This is a genomic window from Leptotrichia sp. oral taxon 221 (assembly GCF_018128245.1).
Classification (GTDB): Bacteria; Fusobacteriota; Fusobacteriia; order Fusobacteriales; family Leptotrichiaceae; genus JABCPH02.
Genome location: NZ_CP072378.1, coordinates 617639 through 634697 on the forward strand (window position 1 = coordinate 617639; position 17059 = coordinate 634697).

General features: G+C 29.5%; 13 protein-coding genes. 9 read left to right on the top strand and 4 right to left on the bottom strand.

The window, feature by feature from the left end:
* Positions 1 to 2: 2 nt before the first annotated feature.
* A complete protein-coding gene (locus J4863_RS02840) occupies positions 3 to 1292 on the bottom strand; it encodes a hypothetical protein (RefSeq protein ID WP_211618960.1) in 1290 nt (429 codons plus the stop codon).
* A gap of 311 nt (positions 1293 to 1603) precedes the next feature.
* On the opposite strand from J4863_RS02840, the gene J4863_RS02845 reads away from it, so the two are divergent.
* From J4863_RS02845 to J4863_RS02865, 6 genes are all read left to right on the top strand, one after another.
* Complete coding sequence (locus J4863_RS02845; RefSeq protein ID WP_211618961.1) at positions 1604 to 3283, top strand: S16 family serine protease; 1680 nt, start codon at positions 1604 to 1606, stop codon at positions 3281 to 3283.
* 202 nt (positions 3284 to 3485) lie between these two features.
* Positions 3486 to 3989 (top strand): small multi-drug export protein, encoded by a 504-nt coding sequence (locus J4863_RS02850; protein ID WP_211618962.1) that lies wholly within the window; start codon positions 3486 to 3488, stop codon positions 3987 to 3989.
* Between the two features lie 141 nt (positions 3990 to 4130).
* On the top strand, positions 4131 to 5768 hold the full coding sequence (locus tag J4863_RS02855; protein WP_211618963.1) for an NAD(P)/FAD-dependent oxidoreductase: 1638 nt from the start codon (positions 4131 to 4133) through the stop codon (positions 5766 to 5768).
* Between the two features lie 13 nt (positions 5769 to 5781).
* A complete protein-coding gene (locus tag J4863_RS09415; RefSeq protein ID WP_249111560.1) occupies positions 5782 to 5928 on the top strand; it encodes a hypothetical protein in 147 nt (48 codons plus the stop codon).
* A gap of 35 nt (positions 5929 to 5963) precedes the next feature.
* Positions 5964 to 7421: an AarF/ABC1/UbiB kinase family protein gene (locus tag J4863_RS02860; protein ID WP_249111561.1), complete on the top strand. Its 1458-nt coding sequence runs from the start codon at positions 5964 to 5966 to the stop codon at positions 7419 to 7421.
* 88 nt (positions 7422 to 7509) lie between these two features.
* On the top strand, positions 7510 to 8592 hold the full coding sequence (locus J4863_RS02865) for a Xaa-Pro peptidase family protein (protein WP_211618964.1): 1083 nt from the start codon (positions 7510 to 7512) through the stop codon (positions 8590 to 8592).
* A 186-nt stretch (positions 8593 to 8778) separates the two neighbouring features.
* On the opposite strand, the gene J4863_RS02870 is transcribed toward J4863_RS02865, so the two are convergent.
* From J4863_RS02870 to udk, 3 genes are all read right to left on the bottom strand, one after another.
* A complete protein-coding gene (locus J4863_RS02870; RefSeq protein ID WP_211618965.1) occupies positions 8779 to 9573 on the bottom strand; it encodes a potassium channel family protein in 795 nt (264 codons plus the stop codon).
* A 75-nt stretch (positions 9574 to 9648) separates the two neighbouring features.
* Positions 9649 to 10986 carry an FAD-dependent oxidoreductase gene (locus J4863_RS02875; protein WP_211618966.1) on the bottom strand — a complete coding sequence of 446 codons (1338 nt, stop codon included), beginning with the start codon at positions 10984 to 10986 and terminating at the stop codon, positions 9649 to 9651.
* A 34-nt stretch (positions 10987 to 11020) separates the two neighbouring features.
* The gene (gene udk, locus J4863_RS02880) at positions 11021 to 11662 is read right to left on the bottom strand and encodes a uridine kinase (RefSeq protein ID WP_211618967.1); all 642 of its coding nucleotides are present in this window, start codon (positions 11660 to 11662) and stop codon (positions 11021 to 11023) included.
* A gap of 140 nt (positions 11663 to 11802) precedes the next feature.
* On the opposite strand from udk, the gene J4863_RS02885 reads away from it, so the two are divergent.
* The 3 genes from J4863_RS02885 to asnB all read left to right on the top strand — a co-directional run bounded on the left by J4863_RS02885 (position 11803) and on the right by asnB (position 16943).
* Positions 11803 to 13320: a carboxypeptidase M32 gene (locus J4863_RS02885; RefSeq protein WP_249111562.1), complete on the top strand. Its 1518-nt coding sequence runs from the start codon at positions 11803 to 11805 to the stop codon at positions 13318 to 13320.
* Positions 13321 to 13458: 138 nt separating this feature from the next.
* Positions 13459 to 14814, top strand: coding sequence for a M18 family aminopeptidase (locus tag J4863_RS02890; RefSeq protein ID WP_371815580.1), 1356 nt, complete (start codon positions 13459 to 13461; stop codon positions 14812 to 14814).
* Between the two features lie 545 nt (positions 14815 to 15359).
* The gene (gene asnB, locus J4863_RS02895) at positions 15360 to 16943 is read left to right on the top strand and encodes an asparagine synthase B (RefSeq protein ID WP_211618968.1); all 1584 of its coding nucleotides are present in this window, start codon (positions 15360 to 15362) and stop codon (positions 16941 to 16943) included.
* The last annotated feature ends 116 nt before the right edge of the window (positions 16944 to 17059 follow it).

The window sequence follows — 17059 nt, forward strand, 5'->3', positions numbered from 1 at the left end:
AATTATTTTCTTCTACGATTATAGATTTTGATTCTAGAATATTTTCTTTTTTTCTTCAAATCAAGAGGTTCATCAATGGAAGAATTTGTGTTTATATAATTAGCCATTAATCTTAAAATTTTATACATTTCAGAAAGAATCGGAAGTAAAAGTACGATAAAAATTAATAAATATGAATTTGAAAAATAGGATAAAAGAACATTTGTTAAGTCATATCCTTTTTTCAGATTCCCTTCAAAAAACAGATTAAAAATCACATTTCTTAAAAATAATGTTTGAACAAGAACTATCGGAAATGTCAACGATTTAACAGTTTTCAAAATTGCAAAAACTGATTTTCTTATTGTTTTTAAATTTTTTTCATTCGACATTAATCGATTGACGATTTTTTTATTTGTGTCACGTAATTTAAAATTATTGTTCAATATTAAGGTTCTGCCATCATCAAGTTTTATTATTTTTCCGTACACTTCTCCTTGAATAACACGTTTATCTTTTAATGTTATTTTCACTGTATCAGGATCAAAACTAATGATTTTCCCTTTTATCCACACAACTTCGCCTTTATCATTAGTGAATGAAATATTCACTTTGTTATTGTCTTCGATAACAGTATCCACAATTTTCATATTCTTATTTTTGGAATCTTCATGAGTGATAATTTTTAGATTTTTATCAACTTTCCATTTTATTTTTCCCTCCTTATTTGATATCTCAAGAGTACTATTTTTCAATTCAGAAATTGAGTCCATTTCAGCACCTCGAATCAAAATAGATTTATTATTCAATGCTTCTAAAGTATTTTTGTAAGAATTTAAAAAATAGCCAATTCCTACAAAAAAGATAAGAAATGGAATTAATTTTTTAAAATTAAAGTTGAAATAGTAGGCATCAAAAATTTTCTTTTTAATAATAAATGTTATCAGTACTGATAAAGATGATAGAATAATAAAAATCACAACTAAAACGTGGATAAAATGGTTGTAAACCTTTAAATTCAATGATAAATTAAAAAGCGAAATATAAAAAAGAATTAGAAGTAAAATTCTTTGAATATATCGATTTACGTTGATAATTTGTATTTTTCCACTTTTTAAATCATAAATTTTTTGTAACTTTTTATCAATTTTTTTATTATATTTTGTGTTTAGTTGTTGAGTATAATTTTTCATTTTATCATTTAGTTTATTCACTAATTTAATTTCATTATTAAATTCAGCTTTCCGTTTTTCTGTAAAATATTTTTTAAAAAATTCAACAATTTCCAATTTTCCTTTTAACATTTCTTTCATGAATTCCTCCTTTTATTGCACGTATTATAGCATATTTATGAGATTAATAAACAGTATTTTTTTAAAAGTTATTGCAAGTAATGGAGAAGATTTGGACTAAAAATTTGTTTACAAAGAGGTATGCATGTGGTATAATAATAAAACGACAAAACATATTAAAGACAATGCAAAACAAATTAATGATCATATAAATTCAAGAATTTAAGGAGCTTCTTGAGAAACATTTCAAAAATAATTAGAAGTTTTTACTAAAATTTTCTAAAAATCATGTTGTAAAAATAAATTCATAATTTAAAAATATAGGGGGAAATATGGCTAAAGAAGATTTGAAAAACAACGAAGAATTGGAAGAAAGCAGATCAGAATTAAGATTTGAAGATATTGAAAAATTAGATACGAGTGAAAGCAATAAAGCTAAAATAAAAGAATATTTTGAATTTTGTTCTGATGAAGAAAATGTTGAAGAAGCAGGTTTTAGAAAAATGGAAAGATGCCTTGAATTCATTAAACGTCTTGATTGGAAAAGACACCTTAAAGAAAAGAAAATTAATATTGGTGAAGTAAGAAGGATTTTGAATGAAAGACATTTTGGAATGGAAAGTATAAAAGAAACTATTCTAGAAAATTTAGCAATACGTTTTTTTATGAAAAATACTAATGAAAAAATGCCAGTTATATTGTGTTTGGCAGGTCCAGCTGGAACAGGGAAAACTTCAATTGCTGAATCGATAGCTGAAGCTTTGGGAAGAAAATTTGAGAAGATTTCTTTGAGTGGTGTAACAACGACGTTTGAATTGACAGGACTTACAAAAGGATACAATTCATCAGCTCCTGGAAGAATTATGAAAACGTTGGCAAAATTTGGTTGTGATAATCCTCTAATTTTATTAGATGAAGTTGATAAAATTATGGAGAAAAGAACAGAAGGGGATATAGAAGGTGTTTTGCTTGAAATTTTAGATCCAGATCAAAATAAGAGATTTAGGGATGAATTTTTGGAATTAGAATACGATTTGTCAAATGTGTTGTTTATAGCTACAGCAAATGATATGAGTAGAGTTTCTGAGCCACTAAAAAGTAGAATGGAAATCATTTATTTGGATAGTTATACTTTGGAGGAAAAGGTTCAGATTGCAAAAAGATATATGGTTCCAAGTATAAATAAAAAAATAGGATCAGGATTAACTTTTGATGACGATGTTTTAAGATATATTATTGAAAATTATACTAGTGAGTCTGGTGTTAGAAAATTGAATATAATTTTGATGAAAATTTATGGAAAAATTGCTAAAAATACACTAGAAAGAAAGAAAACTCCTGAAATAACTTTAAAAAATATTGATTCGTTTATTAGCACTAAAAAAATTCCAAAAATACCGATAAATGTGGCAACTAGTGGGTCACAAATAGGAAAAGTGATGGGAATTGCTTTATCTCCTTTTGGAGGAAGAGTTATACCTATTCAAACTGTTATTATGCCTGGAAGAGGGGAAATAATAGTAACTGGGAATATTTCACAAACTATGAAAGAAGAGATAATGGTAGCGATAACATATTTAAGAACAAAAAGTACAAGATTTCATTTGAAAAATCCTAATTTTTATAGGGAATATGATATTCATGTTCATTTAAGCGAAAATTCCATTCAAAAAGATATTATTTCAGCTGGAATGGCTATTGCAACATCAATACTTTCTGCGTTGAATCAAGTGAAAATACGACAAGATATAGCTTTTACTGGAGAATTGAGTATTTTAGGAGAAATTTTACCTGTGGGAGCAGTAAATTTAAAAATTGAAGAAGCTTATAAATTTGGAATAAAAAAATTTTTTGTTCCTGAAGGTGATAAAAGTAGTGTCAGTTCTGTGAATAAAGATATTTTGGATAAAGTAGAAGTTGAATTTGTAGAAAATTATGAGCAAGTTTACTCAAAATTATTTTTGATGCAAGAAGAAATAGAAGAGGATATTAATAAGATGTTTTTGAATTAATGGAAGGGTAAAATAAAAAATTGAAGTATTTTTTTTCGTATGATATAATAAAGAAAATATTTGTAAGAGATTTATAGAAAAATTCGAATTTTTCTATAAAAGGTAATTGTAAATTAAAGATTATTTGATAGAAATTTTTGAGAAATTAATCTATGAATCAAAGAATTGATAATTATAAGAAAAATTATGAGAAAGGGAAAATATGAAATCTTTTAATGAATTTATAAAAGTGAGTTTATTGGGAGCATCACTTTTGAATAAAATGTTTGGGATATTTTTAATATCGATGTTACCTGTTGTTGAGCTTCGTGGAGCGATACCTGTTGGAGCGGCGATTGGGTTGCCTTGGTATTTGAATATGATTGTGTCAATTGTAGGGAATTTGCTTCCAGTGCCGTTTATTCTTTTGTTTTCGGTAAAAGCATTTGAATTTATGAAAAAGCATAATATTTTAGTGAAATTTATTGAAAAAATTGAAAATCGTGCAAAAAAACGTAGCGAAGGTCTTGCAACTGGAGAATTTATAGGGCTTATGTTATTTGTGGCTATTCCGTTTCCAGGGACAGGTGCTTGGACGGGTGCATTAATTGCGGCTTTGCTTCAATTTGAGAGAAAAAGATCATTTATTTATATTACGCTAGGAGTATTGATAGCTGCAGCAATTATGACGGCGGCATCTTATGGTGTGATAAGTTTATTTAAATAAAAGTTCAAAAAATATGGGAACGAGTTGCATTAACTCGTTTTTTATTTGATTTATGAAGAAAATAAATTTATGATTTTTACTATATAGAAGATCTATAAAAAATTTTATGGTAAATTAATTAGAGAAAATGAGAGGGAAAATATGTTAAGAATAACGAATATAAAAATGCCAGTGAAACATAATATTGATGATTTAAAAACGGTTGTCTGTAAATTGTATAAAATTTTGAAGAATGAAATTTTGAGTTTTGAAATTGCGGGACAAGCGATTGATGCGAGAAATAAGAATAATGTGATTTATGTGTATTCTGTGGATGTGGAATTGGTTGATGAGAAAAAATATGAAGGTGTTAAAAATGTTAGAGGGATAGAAAAGAAAATTTATAAAACAGCAATTTTGGAAAATATTAAGACGGGGAAACGTCCTGTTGTGGTTGGAACTGGGCCTTCTGGGGTTTTTGCTGGATTGATTTTAGCAGAAGCTGGGCTGAAGCCAATAATTATTGAGCAAGGGAAAAGTGTTGATGAGAGAGAAAAAGATGTTTATGACTTTTTTAAGACTGGAAATTTGAAAAAATATTCGAATGTGCAGTTTGGAGAAGGTGGAGCTGGAACTTTTTCTGATGGGAAATTGAATACGAATACGAATAATTTTAGGATGCAGAAGGTTTATGAGGAATTTATAAAGGCTGGAGCAGAGAAAAAGATTGCGTATATGTCGAAACCACATGTTGGGACAGATAAATTGATTGGGATTATGAGAAGGATTAGGGAAAAAATTGAGAGTTTAGGAGGAGAATATAGATTTAGCCAAAAATTAGTTTCTGTGAAATATGATGAGAATGAGAAATTAACTAGTGTTGAGATTGAGGATGTTAGTGAAGAGGCTATGAAAAGAGTGGAAAATGGGGAGATTGAAAAAAATCCGAGTTATGAAATTGAAACAGATGTGGCGATTTTGGCTATTGGGCATAGTGCGAGAGATACTTTTTATATGCTGAATGAGAAAAATATTCACATGGAAAGAAAGATTTTTTCTGTTGGTGTAAGAATTGAGCATAAACAAGCGATGATAAATCATTCTCAATATGGTAAATTTGCTGATAAATTGCCGACTGCAGAATATAAGTTAAATGCGAAGGCTAGTAATGGTAGAGGGGTTTATACATTTTGTATGTGTCCTGGAGGAGTGGTTGTTCCTGCAGCAAGTGAAATTGGAAGACTTGTGGTGAATGGGATGAGTTATTCTAAGAGGGATTTAGAAAATTCAAATTCGGCTGTTTTGGTAAATGTGTTTCCTGAGGATTTTGATGGGGAAGATGTAATGGCTGGGGTTGAGTTTCAGCGAAGATTAGAAGAGAAGGCGTTTGAGCTTGGAGGAAGTGATTACAAAGCACCAATTCAGTTGTTTGGAGATTATTTGCAAAATAAAGTTTCTACAAAATTAGGGAAGGTTAAGCCTAGTTATTTTAGAGGATATAGATTTGCAGACTTGAATTTGTTGTTTCCAGAGTTTATAAATTCGGCTTTAAAGGAAGGAATATTAGCGATGGATAAGAAAATTAAAGGGTTTGGAAATTATGATGCTGTTTTGTCAGGTGTGGAAAGTAGAAGTTCTTCGCCAGTAAAAATTCCTAGAAATGAGGAGTTTTTTGCTAATATTGAAGGGATTATTCCATGTGGAGAAGGTGCTGGATATGCAGGTGGAATAATGTCTGCAGCAGTTGATGGCATAAAATGTGCAGAAATGGTAATCGAATATTACAAAAACTATGAATAAAGAAGGTTAAAAAATGGAAGTTATAGATAGAATAAAAAGAATGAAAAAATTATCAGATGTTCTTTTAAAATATGGTTTCGAGGAACTTTTTGATAGAACTGGCATGGAGAGATTTATTCCAAATAAGTTGGCAAAAATAGTAAGCGATTGGAAAATATAAGGGAGACATCTTTTCCTGAGAGAATCCGTTTAGCAATGCAGGATTTGGGTCCTACTTATGTTAAATTAGGGCAAATGTGCAGTAATAGAACGGATATTTTTCCAGAAGATATTATTGCAGAATTTCAAAAATTGCAAGATGATGTTGAGCCAGAGAAAATAGATATTTATGCAAAAATAAAGGCAGAATTGAATATAGAGCCATTAGAATATTTTAAAGAGATTGATGAAACACCAATGGCTTCGGCTTCGATGGGGCAAGTGTATAAAGGTATTTTGAAAGACGGAACAGAAGTTGTAATTAAAGTTAGAAGAGAAGGAATAAAGGAGATTGTAGCCTCTGATTTATCAATGATGAGGGATCTAGCGGCGTATTTTGAGAGAACGAATGAAGAGATTAAAAAGATGAATACTTCTTATATTATTAATACTTTTGGGAATTCGATTACGAAGGAATTGTCGTTTAGAAATGAATTAAGCAATATGGAGAAATTTGCGAACAATTTTAAAAATGATAAGCGAATACATGTTCCAGTTCCGTATAGGGAGTTGTCAAATGATAATATTCTTTGTATGGAATTTATAAAGGGATTTAAAATAACAGATAAGGAAAAGATTGAAAAATGTGGATTTTTTCCTAGTGAAGTGGCAAGGGTAGGATTGGATTTGTATATACAGCAAGTATTAAAATATGGATTTTTTCATGCTGATCCGCATCCAGGGAATGTTTTTATGACGCCAGAAGGAAAAATTGTATTTATTGATTTTGGTGCGATGGGGACTTTGTATCCGCAAGATAAGGAATTACTTGAAAACTTATTGTTGCATTTTATACAAAAGGATGTGAAAAAAGCTATAGATACTATAAAAGAGCTGGCTGTTAAATATAATGTTCCTGATGAGAGACAATTAGAGAGAGAATTAACAGAAATTGTGTATTTAGTTGATGGAAATGTATTGAGCGAGATAAGTATTGGAGATATCTTTGAAAAAGTTAGAGTTATTCTTAATAAAAATCAAGTAATTTTGCCAGAGGATATTTATCTTTTAGTGAAAGGTGTGGGACAAATTGAAGGAATTGGAAGGCATTTGGACCCAAGTTTAGATATTATGAAGACGCTAGAACCTTATGCGAAAAGGATTTTGCGAGAAAGAATGAATCCAAAATATATTTTTGAAAAAGGGACTAAGAAAATTACGCAAGTGTCTGAAAGCTGGTTGTCGTTGCCAGAAGATTTGAGGAATATATCGCAAAAAATATTGAATGGGGAATTGAAACATAAACATGAAGTTACGGGATTTAAAGAGTTGTTAAAAATATTGGATAGATTGGTTGTTGCGATAATTATTGCTTCGTTGTTAATAGCTTCTTCGATAGTTGTATTATCTGAAATCCCGCCTAAAATAAATGAGATACCTGTTTTAGGATTTTTAGGATACGTTATTTCGGCAATTTTGGGAATAGTTGAAATTATAAAAAAGGGGAAAAAATAAAAGTAAAAAAATATTTGATTTTAGATGAAAATAGCGTTAAAATAGTAAATGAAATAAATCAAAATAAATTAAGATTGGAGAATAGAAGATGACTAAAAGAACAGATAAATTAGAAAGAATATTGAATGAATTAAATATTGATGGAATTTTTTTGACAAATTTGTATAATTTGAGATATTTTGCTGGATTTACAGGAACTACTGGAGTGGCTTTGGTTACAAAAAAAGGGAACTATTTCTTCTCGGATTTTAGATATAGAACTCAAGCTGAAAAACAAGTGACACCAATGGGATTTGAATTTGTAGAAGTGACAAGAGGTTCATTGCAAACTGTTGGAGAATATATTGAAAAATTAGGATTGAAAACTGTTGGATTTGAGGATAAAGATGTGACTTTTTCTTTATATCAAACAATAAAAGGGATTTTTAAAGCTGATTTAGTACCTGTTGGAGAAAAATTAATTTTTGAGAGAATGGTTAAAACTAATGAAGAAATTGAAACTATAAAAAAGGCGATTGAAATAAGTGATACTGCATTTTCTGAAGTTTTGAAAGTGATTAAAGAAGGTGTTTCTGAAAAAGAATTGGCTGGATATATGGAATATGTTCAAAGAAAATTAGGTGCTGAAGATAGATCGTTTGATACTATTTTGGCTAGTGGGTACAGAAGTGCGATGCCACATGGTGTAGCAAGTGACAAAAAAATTCAAAAAGATGAATTTATTACAATGGATTTTGGAGCATATTATGACGGATATGTTTCTGACATCACAAGAACAGTTTATTATGGAAATAATATCACAGAAAGACACAAAGAAATCTATAACACTGTTTTAGAAAGTCAATTATTAGGAATAAATACTGTTAAAGCTGGAATGAGATCAGATGAAGTGGATACTGTTGTAAGAAACTTCTTTACAGAAAAAGGATTAGGAGAAGCATTTGGTCACGGATTAGGTCATGGAATTGGAATAGAAATTCACGAATTACCATATTTATCAAAAATGTCACAAATTGAATTGAAGGAAAATATGATTGTAACTATTGAGCCAGGACTTTATTTTGACGGATGGGGTGGAGTTAGAATCGAAGACGATGTTGTTGTGAAAAAAGATGGATGTGAAGTATTGAATAAGAGTCCAAAAGAATTGATAATTTTAGAAGCTAAATAGATTTTGGATTTAATGAGTAAAAATGTGAAAATAATTTTGTAAAAGAATTATTGAGAGTGTCCAGAATTTTGTGTAAACTCAAAATATAATATACGGTATAGGATGGTAGGAATATTTATAAAAAATTGTGGGATTTAATGTTGAAAGTATAAATTTCTAACACTTTCAAATTGCCCACAATTTTTATTATTTTTCTCGTTTAGATTTTAAAAAATCTATAAAAGTGATAATTTCCTTTTTTTCAGAATCGCTATAATTTTCGGATTTTAAAATAAATTTTTCTAAATCATCATCAGGTACAAATTCATTTTGTTTGTTTAAAAAATAGGTTGTGACAGTACCTGTAATCATTCCAAAAGTTCCAACACCAATAAGCATAAGGAAAATCGCTACAAATCTACCAACATGAGTTCTTGGCGAAATATCTCCATATCCAACGGTTGTTGCTGTAACAAAGGCCCACCATAAACTGTCTCCATATTTCATTTTTTCTACATAAGAAATAATAAGAGCAGAAATAAGAATTCCAAGTGCAGCCATCATCAATAGATAAATCAAACCATTCAATTTTAAGAATTTTTTGATTTTTTTGTATGTTTTTTTTACGAATAAATAAAGTTTAGAAAGTTTTAGATATCGAAAAAGTTTCGCGAATTTTCTGATTTTAAATATTCTAAATAGTCTAAAAATCGAGTAATATGGAATAATCGAGATTAAATCAGGAATATTATTTTCTATAAAATTAGCTTTGTATTTTGCAAAAATAAACCGAACTATGTAATCGATAGCAAAAATTAAATAAATCGAAAAATCGATAAATTCTAAAATAGGATTTTTGGAAATACTGATATCGCCATGCAAATCAAGTAGTGATGTTGCAAAACTATAAATGGCGAGAAACATAAAAAAAATCTGATAATTTATTCTAAATCTTTTATTATGCTGAACATTTTTTTTTAATCTTTTCAATTTAATTTTCACAGAACTTCCTCCTATTTATTGTATTTTTAAGATTATTCGTAATTTTATTTAATTATAGTAAAACTGCTTAAAAAATTATTTAATAACTTTTCTATAAACTACCAACAATGGATTCCAAACGCTCGCATTTGTAGGTGAATAAGCAAAATCAATTTCGATAAATTTTTCAATAGGTGTTTCTAAAGTTGTAACAATCGCAATTTGGTCGATAAATTGAGCAACAGCTTGAGCTCCAACCATACTTCCACCTAACAACACTTTTTTATCTTTATCATAAACAACTTCAACTTTTCCAGGAATAGAATCCTCAAATCCAGAATTTTTATACATTGCATGCATTTCAACAACATCTGCATTAAATCCTAAATCTAACGCTTCTTTCAATGTCAATCCAGTTTGTGCCAATTTAATATCATAAAATGAAGTTGCAAAAGATCTTAACAATCCTTTCCAGCTAATATTTTTTCCAGACAAGTATTTCGCCAACATCATTCCGTGTTTATTAGCGACATCCCCAAACGGTGCATAAAGATTTCTATCTGTTTTATAGAATTTGTTAAATATACAATCTCCAATTGCATAAACATCAGGTAAATTAGTCTCGAATTTATCATTTACAACAATTTTTCCTTGGTCAGTTTTTAAATTTTTAGGAATAAAATCAATATTAGGAGTAATTCCAATACTAAATAATGCAATATCGAAATCAATTATTTCTCCATTATCTAATTTTACAGCGCTTGCTTTTCCATCTTGTGAAACAATTTCAGTAACACCAGCATTCAACTTCAAAGAAATTCCTCGATTTTCAATTTCTTTATAAACCCCAGCTTTCAATTTTTCAGAAAACGAAGGTAAAATTTCTCCAGCCTTTTCAACAATTGTCACATTTAATCCTTTTTTATTAAAGGCTTCTGCAGTTTCAAGCCCAATAAATCCAGCTCCAACAACCACAGCTTTTTTCAATTTATCTTTATTTTCAGTAATGTAGTCTTTAATTTTAAAAGCCTCTTCTGCATGAGAAAGCGTGAAAACATTAGTCAAATTTTTAGAATATCCAGAAATATTTGGAATAAACGATTTTGCTCCAACAGCAATCACAAGTTTATCATAACCAAAAATTCCGTTTATTTCTTCACCTTCAACATTCAAAGTCTTATTTTGAAAGTCAATACCAGTCACTTTATGATGAATTTTTACATTAACTCCTCTTTTTATAAAGTCTTCAGGCGTTCCGTGTAAAACATCACTTTTTTTCAATTCATCAGCAATAAAATAAGGTGTCGGACAACCAGCCCAAGCAACATATGAAGATTTTTCAAACAAAAAAACTTCATCATCAGGGTTTGCTTTTTTATATTGAGTGGAAAACATCATTCCCGCTGCTCCACCACCAATTACAACTATTTTCATAAAATATTTCTCCTCTCAAATTAAACTTAATTTTTTATTTTTTTTCTAAATGATTAAACAAGTATCTAAGACGACTTGCGACCATTTTTATTCCAACTTTATTATCTTTTCCTCTAGGAATAATAACATCTGCGTATCTTTTTGAAGGCTCAACAAATTCTAAGTGCATTGGTTTTACTGTATTTATATATTGATTTTTTATACTTTCGAAACTTCTCGCACGTTCATGCAAATCTCTCTCAATCCTTCTTAACAATCTCTCATCGTCATCTGTATCAACGAAAATTTTCGCATCAAACAAATCACGAATTTTCGGTATAGCAAGAACTAAAATCCCTTCTACAATTATTAAATTCGCAGGTTCAATGTGTTCTGTCTCATTAACCCTATTATGAACTTGGAAATCATAAATCGGCTTTTCAATAGATTTTCCATTTTTCAAAGATAAAATATGCTCTTCTAACAAGTTAAAATCAATTGCATCAGGGTGGTCATAATTCAATCCCACTCTTTCCTCATAAGTCAAGTGATCATTTTTTTTATAGTAAGAATCCTGTTCCAGCAAAATTGAATGAATTCCTTTCTTTTCTAAATCTTCGATAATCGCCTTAGTCACGCTAGTTTTACCAGATCCAGTTCCACCAGCAATTCCAACAATAATCGTTTGATATGACATACATATTCCTCCCAATTAAAAATGATTTTTTACATAATTTATTATAACATATTATTTTCTTTTTGTCCGTTACAAAAAAATAAATTAATGTGATATAATAAAAAGTATTCTGTATAAAAAGGAAATTTGAGGAGGAAAAAATGAACGAAAAAATGAAGAAAATTAAAGAAATATTAGAGAAAAAAGCAGCATTTGATGATGCGATAACGTTGTTAAATTGGGATTTGGAAACAGAGGCACCTAGAATGGCGATTGAGAAAAAGTCTAAGACACTTAATTATTTGTCGGGAGAAAGTTATTCGACTGTAATAAATGATGAGTTTAAGGAACTTGTTTATTCGGTTGATGAGAATAATTTGAATGAATTAGATAGAAAAATTATTCAAGAGATAAAAAAAGAGACGTTTGAAAAAATGAAAAAAATACCCAAAGAAGATTATCAAAAATATTCAGAGATTGTTTTAGTAGCTTCAAGGGTTTGGGAGAGAGCTAAAAATGAAAATAATTATGAGATTTTTAAGGATTATTTGAAGCAAATTATAGAATATAATAAGAAATTTATTAAATTGAGGGGATATGAAGGGCATCAATACAATACGCTTTTGGACGATTATGAGCCAGAAATGACTGTTGTGGAATTGGATGAATTTTTTGAGAAGGTAAGAACTGAATTGTCGCCATTGATTAAGAAAATTGTTAAGAGCGAGAAAAAAGTTTTAGATGAAGAAAAAAGAAAAAAATTTAAATCATTGAAATTTGATATTCAAAAGCAGAAAGAGCTATCTAAAGAGATTCTAGATGTAATGAAATTTGATTTTGAGAGAGGTATTTTGAAGGAAAGTGAGCATCCGTTTACTACTGATATGGGAAATAAAGATGTTAGAATTACGACGCATTACTATGAGAATAATTTATTGAGTTCAGTTTATTCAACAATTCATGAAGGTGGACATGCTTTGTATGAACAACACATCACAGACGAGATTTCTAATACGATTTTAGGAAATGGAACTTCAATGGGAATTCATGAATCACAATCGAGAATTTATGAAAATATGTTTGGAAGAAGTCGAGAATTTTTAAGTTTTCTTTATCCAAAAATTGAAAAAGTTTTTGATGGAATATTGTCAAAAAATGGGATAACTGCTGAAGATTTGTATATTCTAGCAAATGAAGTTGAAGAGTCGTTTATTAGAATTGAAGCTGATGAATTGACGTATCCGATTCATATTTTGATAAGATATGAGCTTGAAAAAGAGATTTTTAGCGACTTGGATAAGGAAGTTGATGTAGATGAATTGGCAGAAGCTTGGGCAGATAAATATGAAAAATATTTAGGAATTAGACCAGAAACTTATTCAAAAGGAATTTTACAAGATGTTCACTGGGCTTCAGGATTATTTGGATATTTTCCTTCATATGCGCTAGGAAGTGCTTATTCTGCACAAATTTACGATACAATTAACAAAAAAGTAAATATTTTAGATGAATTAAAAAATGGAGAATTCAGTAGAATAAATGAAATTTTAAAAAACAATATTCATCAATTTGGGAAAACAAAAACACCAAAAGAAATAATAAAAGACATGACTGGAAAAGAATTTGATTCATCATATTATATTGATTATTTAATTGGTAAATTTTCTGAGATTTATTAAAAAACATTTAATTTGGTTTCAATCTATTGAAATTTAAGATTTTCAAGGTATACTTTTATCAAAGTAAGAGACACAAAAAAATTGAAAAACGTATATTTTTTAGTAAATAGAGTTGAATTTTTTTTTGGAAAGAGAGGGATGAAAATGATACACACGAATGAAGAAATGCAGCAAATACAAAAAAGATTTATAGATTTAGAAATCAAAAGTTTTGCTAGAGAAGTAATTGAATTTATCGATGACAGTCCAAGTGCCTATCATGCAGTAAAAAATTCATCAGATATTTTGGAAGAAAATGGATTTCAAAGATTGAATCCGAGAGAAGAGTGGAAATTGAAAAAAGGGGGTCAATATTTTGTAAAACAATCAAATTCTGCGATAATTGCGTTTACAGTGGGGAAAGACGTAGATTTGTCGAGAGGGTTTAAAATATTTGGATCACATACAGATTCGCCTTGTTTCAGAATAAAACCAAATCCTGAGATGATTACAGAGAATATAATTCGATTGAATACGGAAGTTTATGGGGGACCAATTTTAAGTACATGGTTTGACAGACCACTTTCAATCGCAGGAAGAGTTATTCTTAGAACAAATGATCCGTTTTTTCCAAGAACAGTTGCTATAAAATTTGATGAGCCACTAATGACAATACCAAATTTAGCAATACATCAAAACAGGGATGTTAATAATGGGGTAAAAATTGACAGACAAAAAGATGTGTTGCCAGTAATTGGATTAATGAATGAAATATTTGAAAAAGATAACTTTTTATTAAATTACATTTTTGATAAAATTAATTTGAAAAAAGAAGATGTTTTGGATTTTGATTTGTATGTTTACAATACTGAAAAAGGATGTCTTTTGGGGGCAAATGAAGAATTTATTTCAGCACCAAGAATTGATAATTTAGTTTCAGTTTATGCAGGACTTTTAGGATTGGTGGAAAGTGAGCATAATCAAAAACAAATAAACGTTTTTGTGGCTTTTGATAATGAAGAAATTGGAAGTGCGACAAAACAAGGGGCAGATTCAAATTATTTAATACATACATTGGAAAGAATAGTGTTAGGATTAGGTTATACGAGAGAAAATTTCTTGAGAATGTTAAGTGGATCATTTATGTTATCGGCAGATGCAGCACACGCAGCACATCCTGCACATATGAACAAAACGGATCCTACAAGCAGAGGTAGAATTAATGAAGGTATTTCAGTAAAAATTAGTGCTAGACAAAAATATACTTCAGACGGATTTTCAACTTCTGTAATAAAACAAATAATTGATGGAACAGATATTAAAATACAGCCGTTTGTAAATGAGTCAAATGAATTGGGAGGAAGTACAATAGGACCTATTTCTTCAACTCACTTAGAAATCGATGGAATAGACGTTGGAATACCTATGCTTGCAATGCACTCAGCAAGGGAACTTTGTGGAGTGTCAGATGTTTATTTCTTGAAAGAATTGGCAACAGAATTTTTTGAAAAATAATATAAATTGTTAAAACTATAAATATTATAAATGATTATGTAATAATAATATATTTTACATTTATGATTTTTTATGATAGTATAAGTTCATAATAAAGCTAAATAGATGAAAAGACTGTGATAGAGAGAGTAGCTTTTTACAGAAGTTAAGAGCGAGTTAGAGATGGTGGAAGTCTAACAATGGAGTAATTAGTGAAGAACACTCTGGAGTTGCTCACCGAAAGAATTTCTTTTAGAAATGAGAGATTTAATATAAATTATAAAAATTTTAAATAAAATGAATTAAATCAATAAAAAGAAATTTTAGTAGACTGAGACGTGATCCAATTACGTTAGTATTGGCGGGTATCGAGTGCATGAAAAGGCATTTCCGTACATTGTAATTATGAAAAACATTAATTGTAAATTTGTTTTGACAAGTTTGTAACATACTTAATTCATATAATGTATATTTAATACCCGCAATTTTTTAGAGATTGCGGTTTTTTCTTTATTTAGCAGTTGTATAATTACGAAAATTTAAGAGAAAAAAGGAGAGAAATTAGTATGTGTGGATTTGTATTTGCATCAAAACAAAAAATTAATAAGGAAATGTTTAAAAAAAGTTATGACAATATTTTTCATAGAGGGCCTGATAACCAAATAATCAAAGAAGAAGATGGGATTTGGGGATTTCATAGATTATCGATTATGGATTTGTCAGCAAAAGGAAATCAACCGTTTGAAAGAGATGGGAAAAAATTGATTTGTAATGGGGAGATTTATAATTTCTTGGAATTGAGGGAATTGTTGAGGGATGAGTTTGAATTTAAGTCAGAAAGTGATTGTGAAGTACTTATTCCGCTTTATGAAAAATTTGGATTTGAAATTATGTTGAAGATGTTGGATGCTGAATTTGCTTTAGTTTTATTTGATGGAGAAACTGGTGAAATAATGGCTGGAAGAGATCCGATTGGTATAAGACCGATGTTTTATGGATATGATAAAGAAACTGGCGGAATCGCATTTTCATCAGAAGCTAAAGGCTTAATAGAATTTTGCGATGAAGTATTTCCATTCCCTCCAGGTCATTATTACAAAGATGGAGAATTTCATTTGTACAATGATTTGGCAGATCCAAAAAGAATTATTGATGAAGATTTAGATACGATAACTTCTAAAATTAGAGAAAAATTGGAAAAAGGAATAATAAAGAGATTACATTCAGATGCACCGTTGGGATTTTTGTTGAGTGGTGGATTAGATTCTTCATTGGTTTGTGCAGTTTCTCAAAAATTTTTGGATAAACCAATAAAAACTTTTGCAATTGGGATGGAAACAGATCCGATTGACTTGAGATATGCGAAAGAAGTGGCGGATTTTTTAGGAACGGAGCATACAGAAGTAATTATGACAAAAAAAGATGTTTTGGATTCGTTGGAAAAAGTAATTTGGCACTTGGAAACATGGGATATTACAACAATAAGAGCTAGTATTGGAATGTATTTAGTGTGTAAATATATTCACGAAAATACTGATTTGAAGGTGCTTATGACAGGAGAAGTCAGCGATGAAATATTTGGTTACAAATATACAGATTTTGCACCGACACCTGAAGAATTTCAAAAAGAATCTCAAAAAAGAATTAGAGAATTGTATATGTATGATGTGTTGAGAGCTGATAGAGTGATTGCTGCAAATTCGTTAGAAGCAAGAGTTCCGTTTGGTGACTTGGATTTCGTAGATTATGTTATGAGCGTGAATCCTGAGAAAAAAATGAATAAATATAATAAAGGAAAATATTTATTGAGAAAAGCATTTGAAGGGTTAGACTACTTGCCAGATAGCATTTTGTATAGAGAAAAAGCAGCGTTTAGTGATGCAGTAGGACATTCAATGGTTGATTATTTGAAAGAATATGCAGAGGGGAAATATACTGATGAGGACTTGAAAAATGCTGTAGACAAATATCCATATAGAACACCATTTACAAAAGAATCACTACTGTATAGAGATATTTTTGAAAAATTCTACCCAAACAAAGCTAAATGGATAAAAGATTTTTGGATGCCGAATAAAGAGTGGGAAGGATGCGATGTAGACGATCCAAGTGCAAGAGTGTTGAAAAATTATGGAGATAGTGGGAAATAAGATTGATAAAGACTTTTGCCTTCTTTAGAGAAAATGAGTGGAAATAATAAAAATACTTTTTTGATTAATGAAATAAATTGAAAAAAATAAAAAATAATCAAGCAGAAAAATGAAAA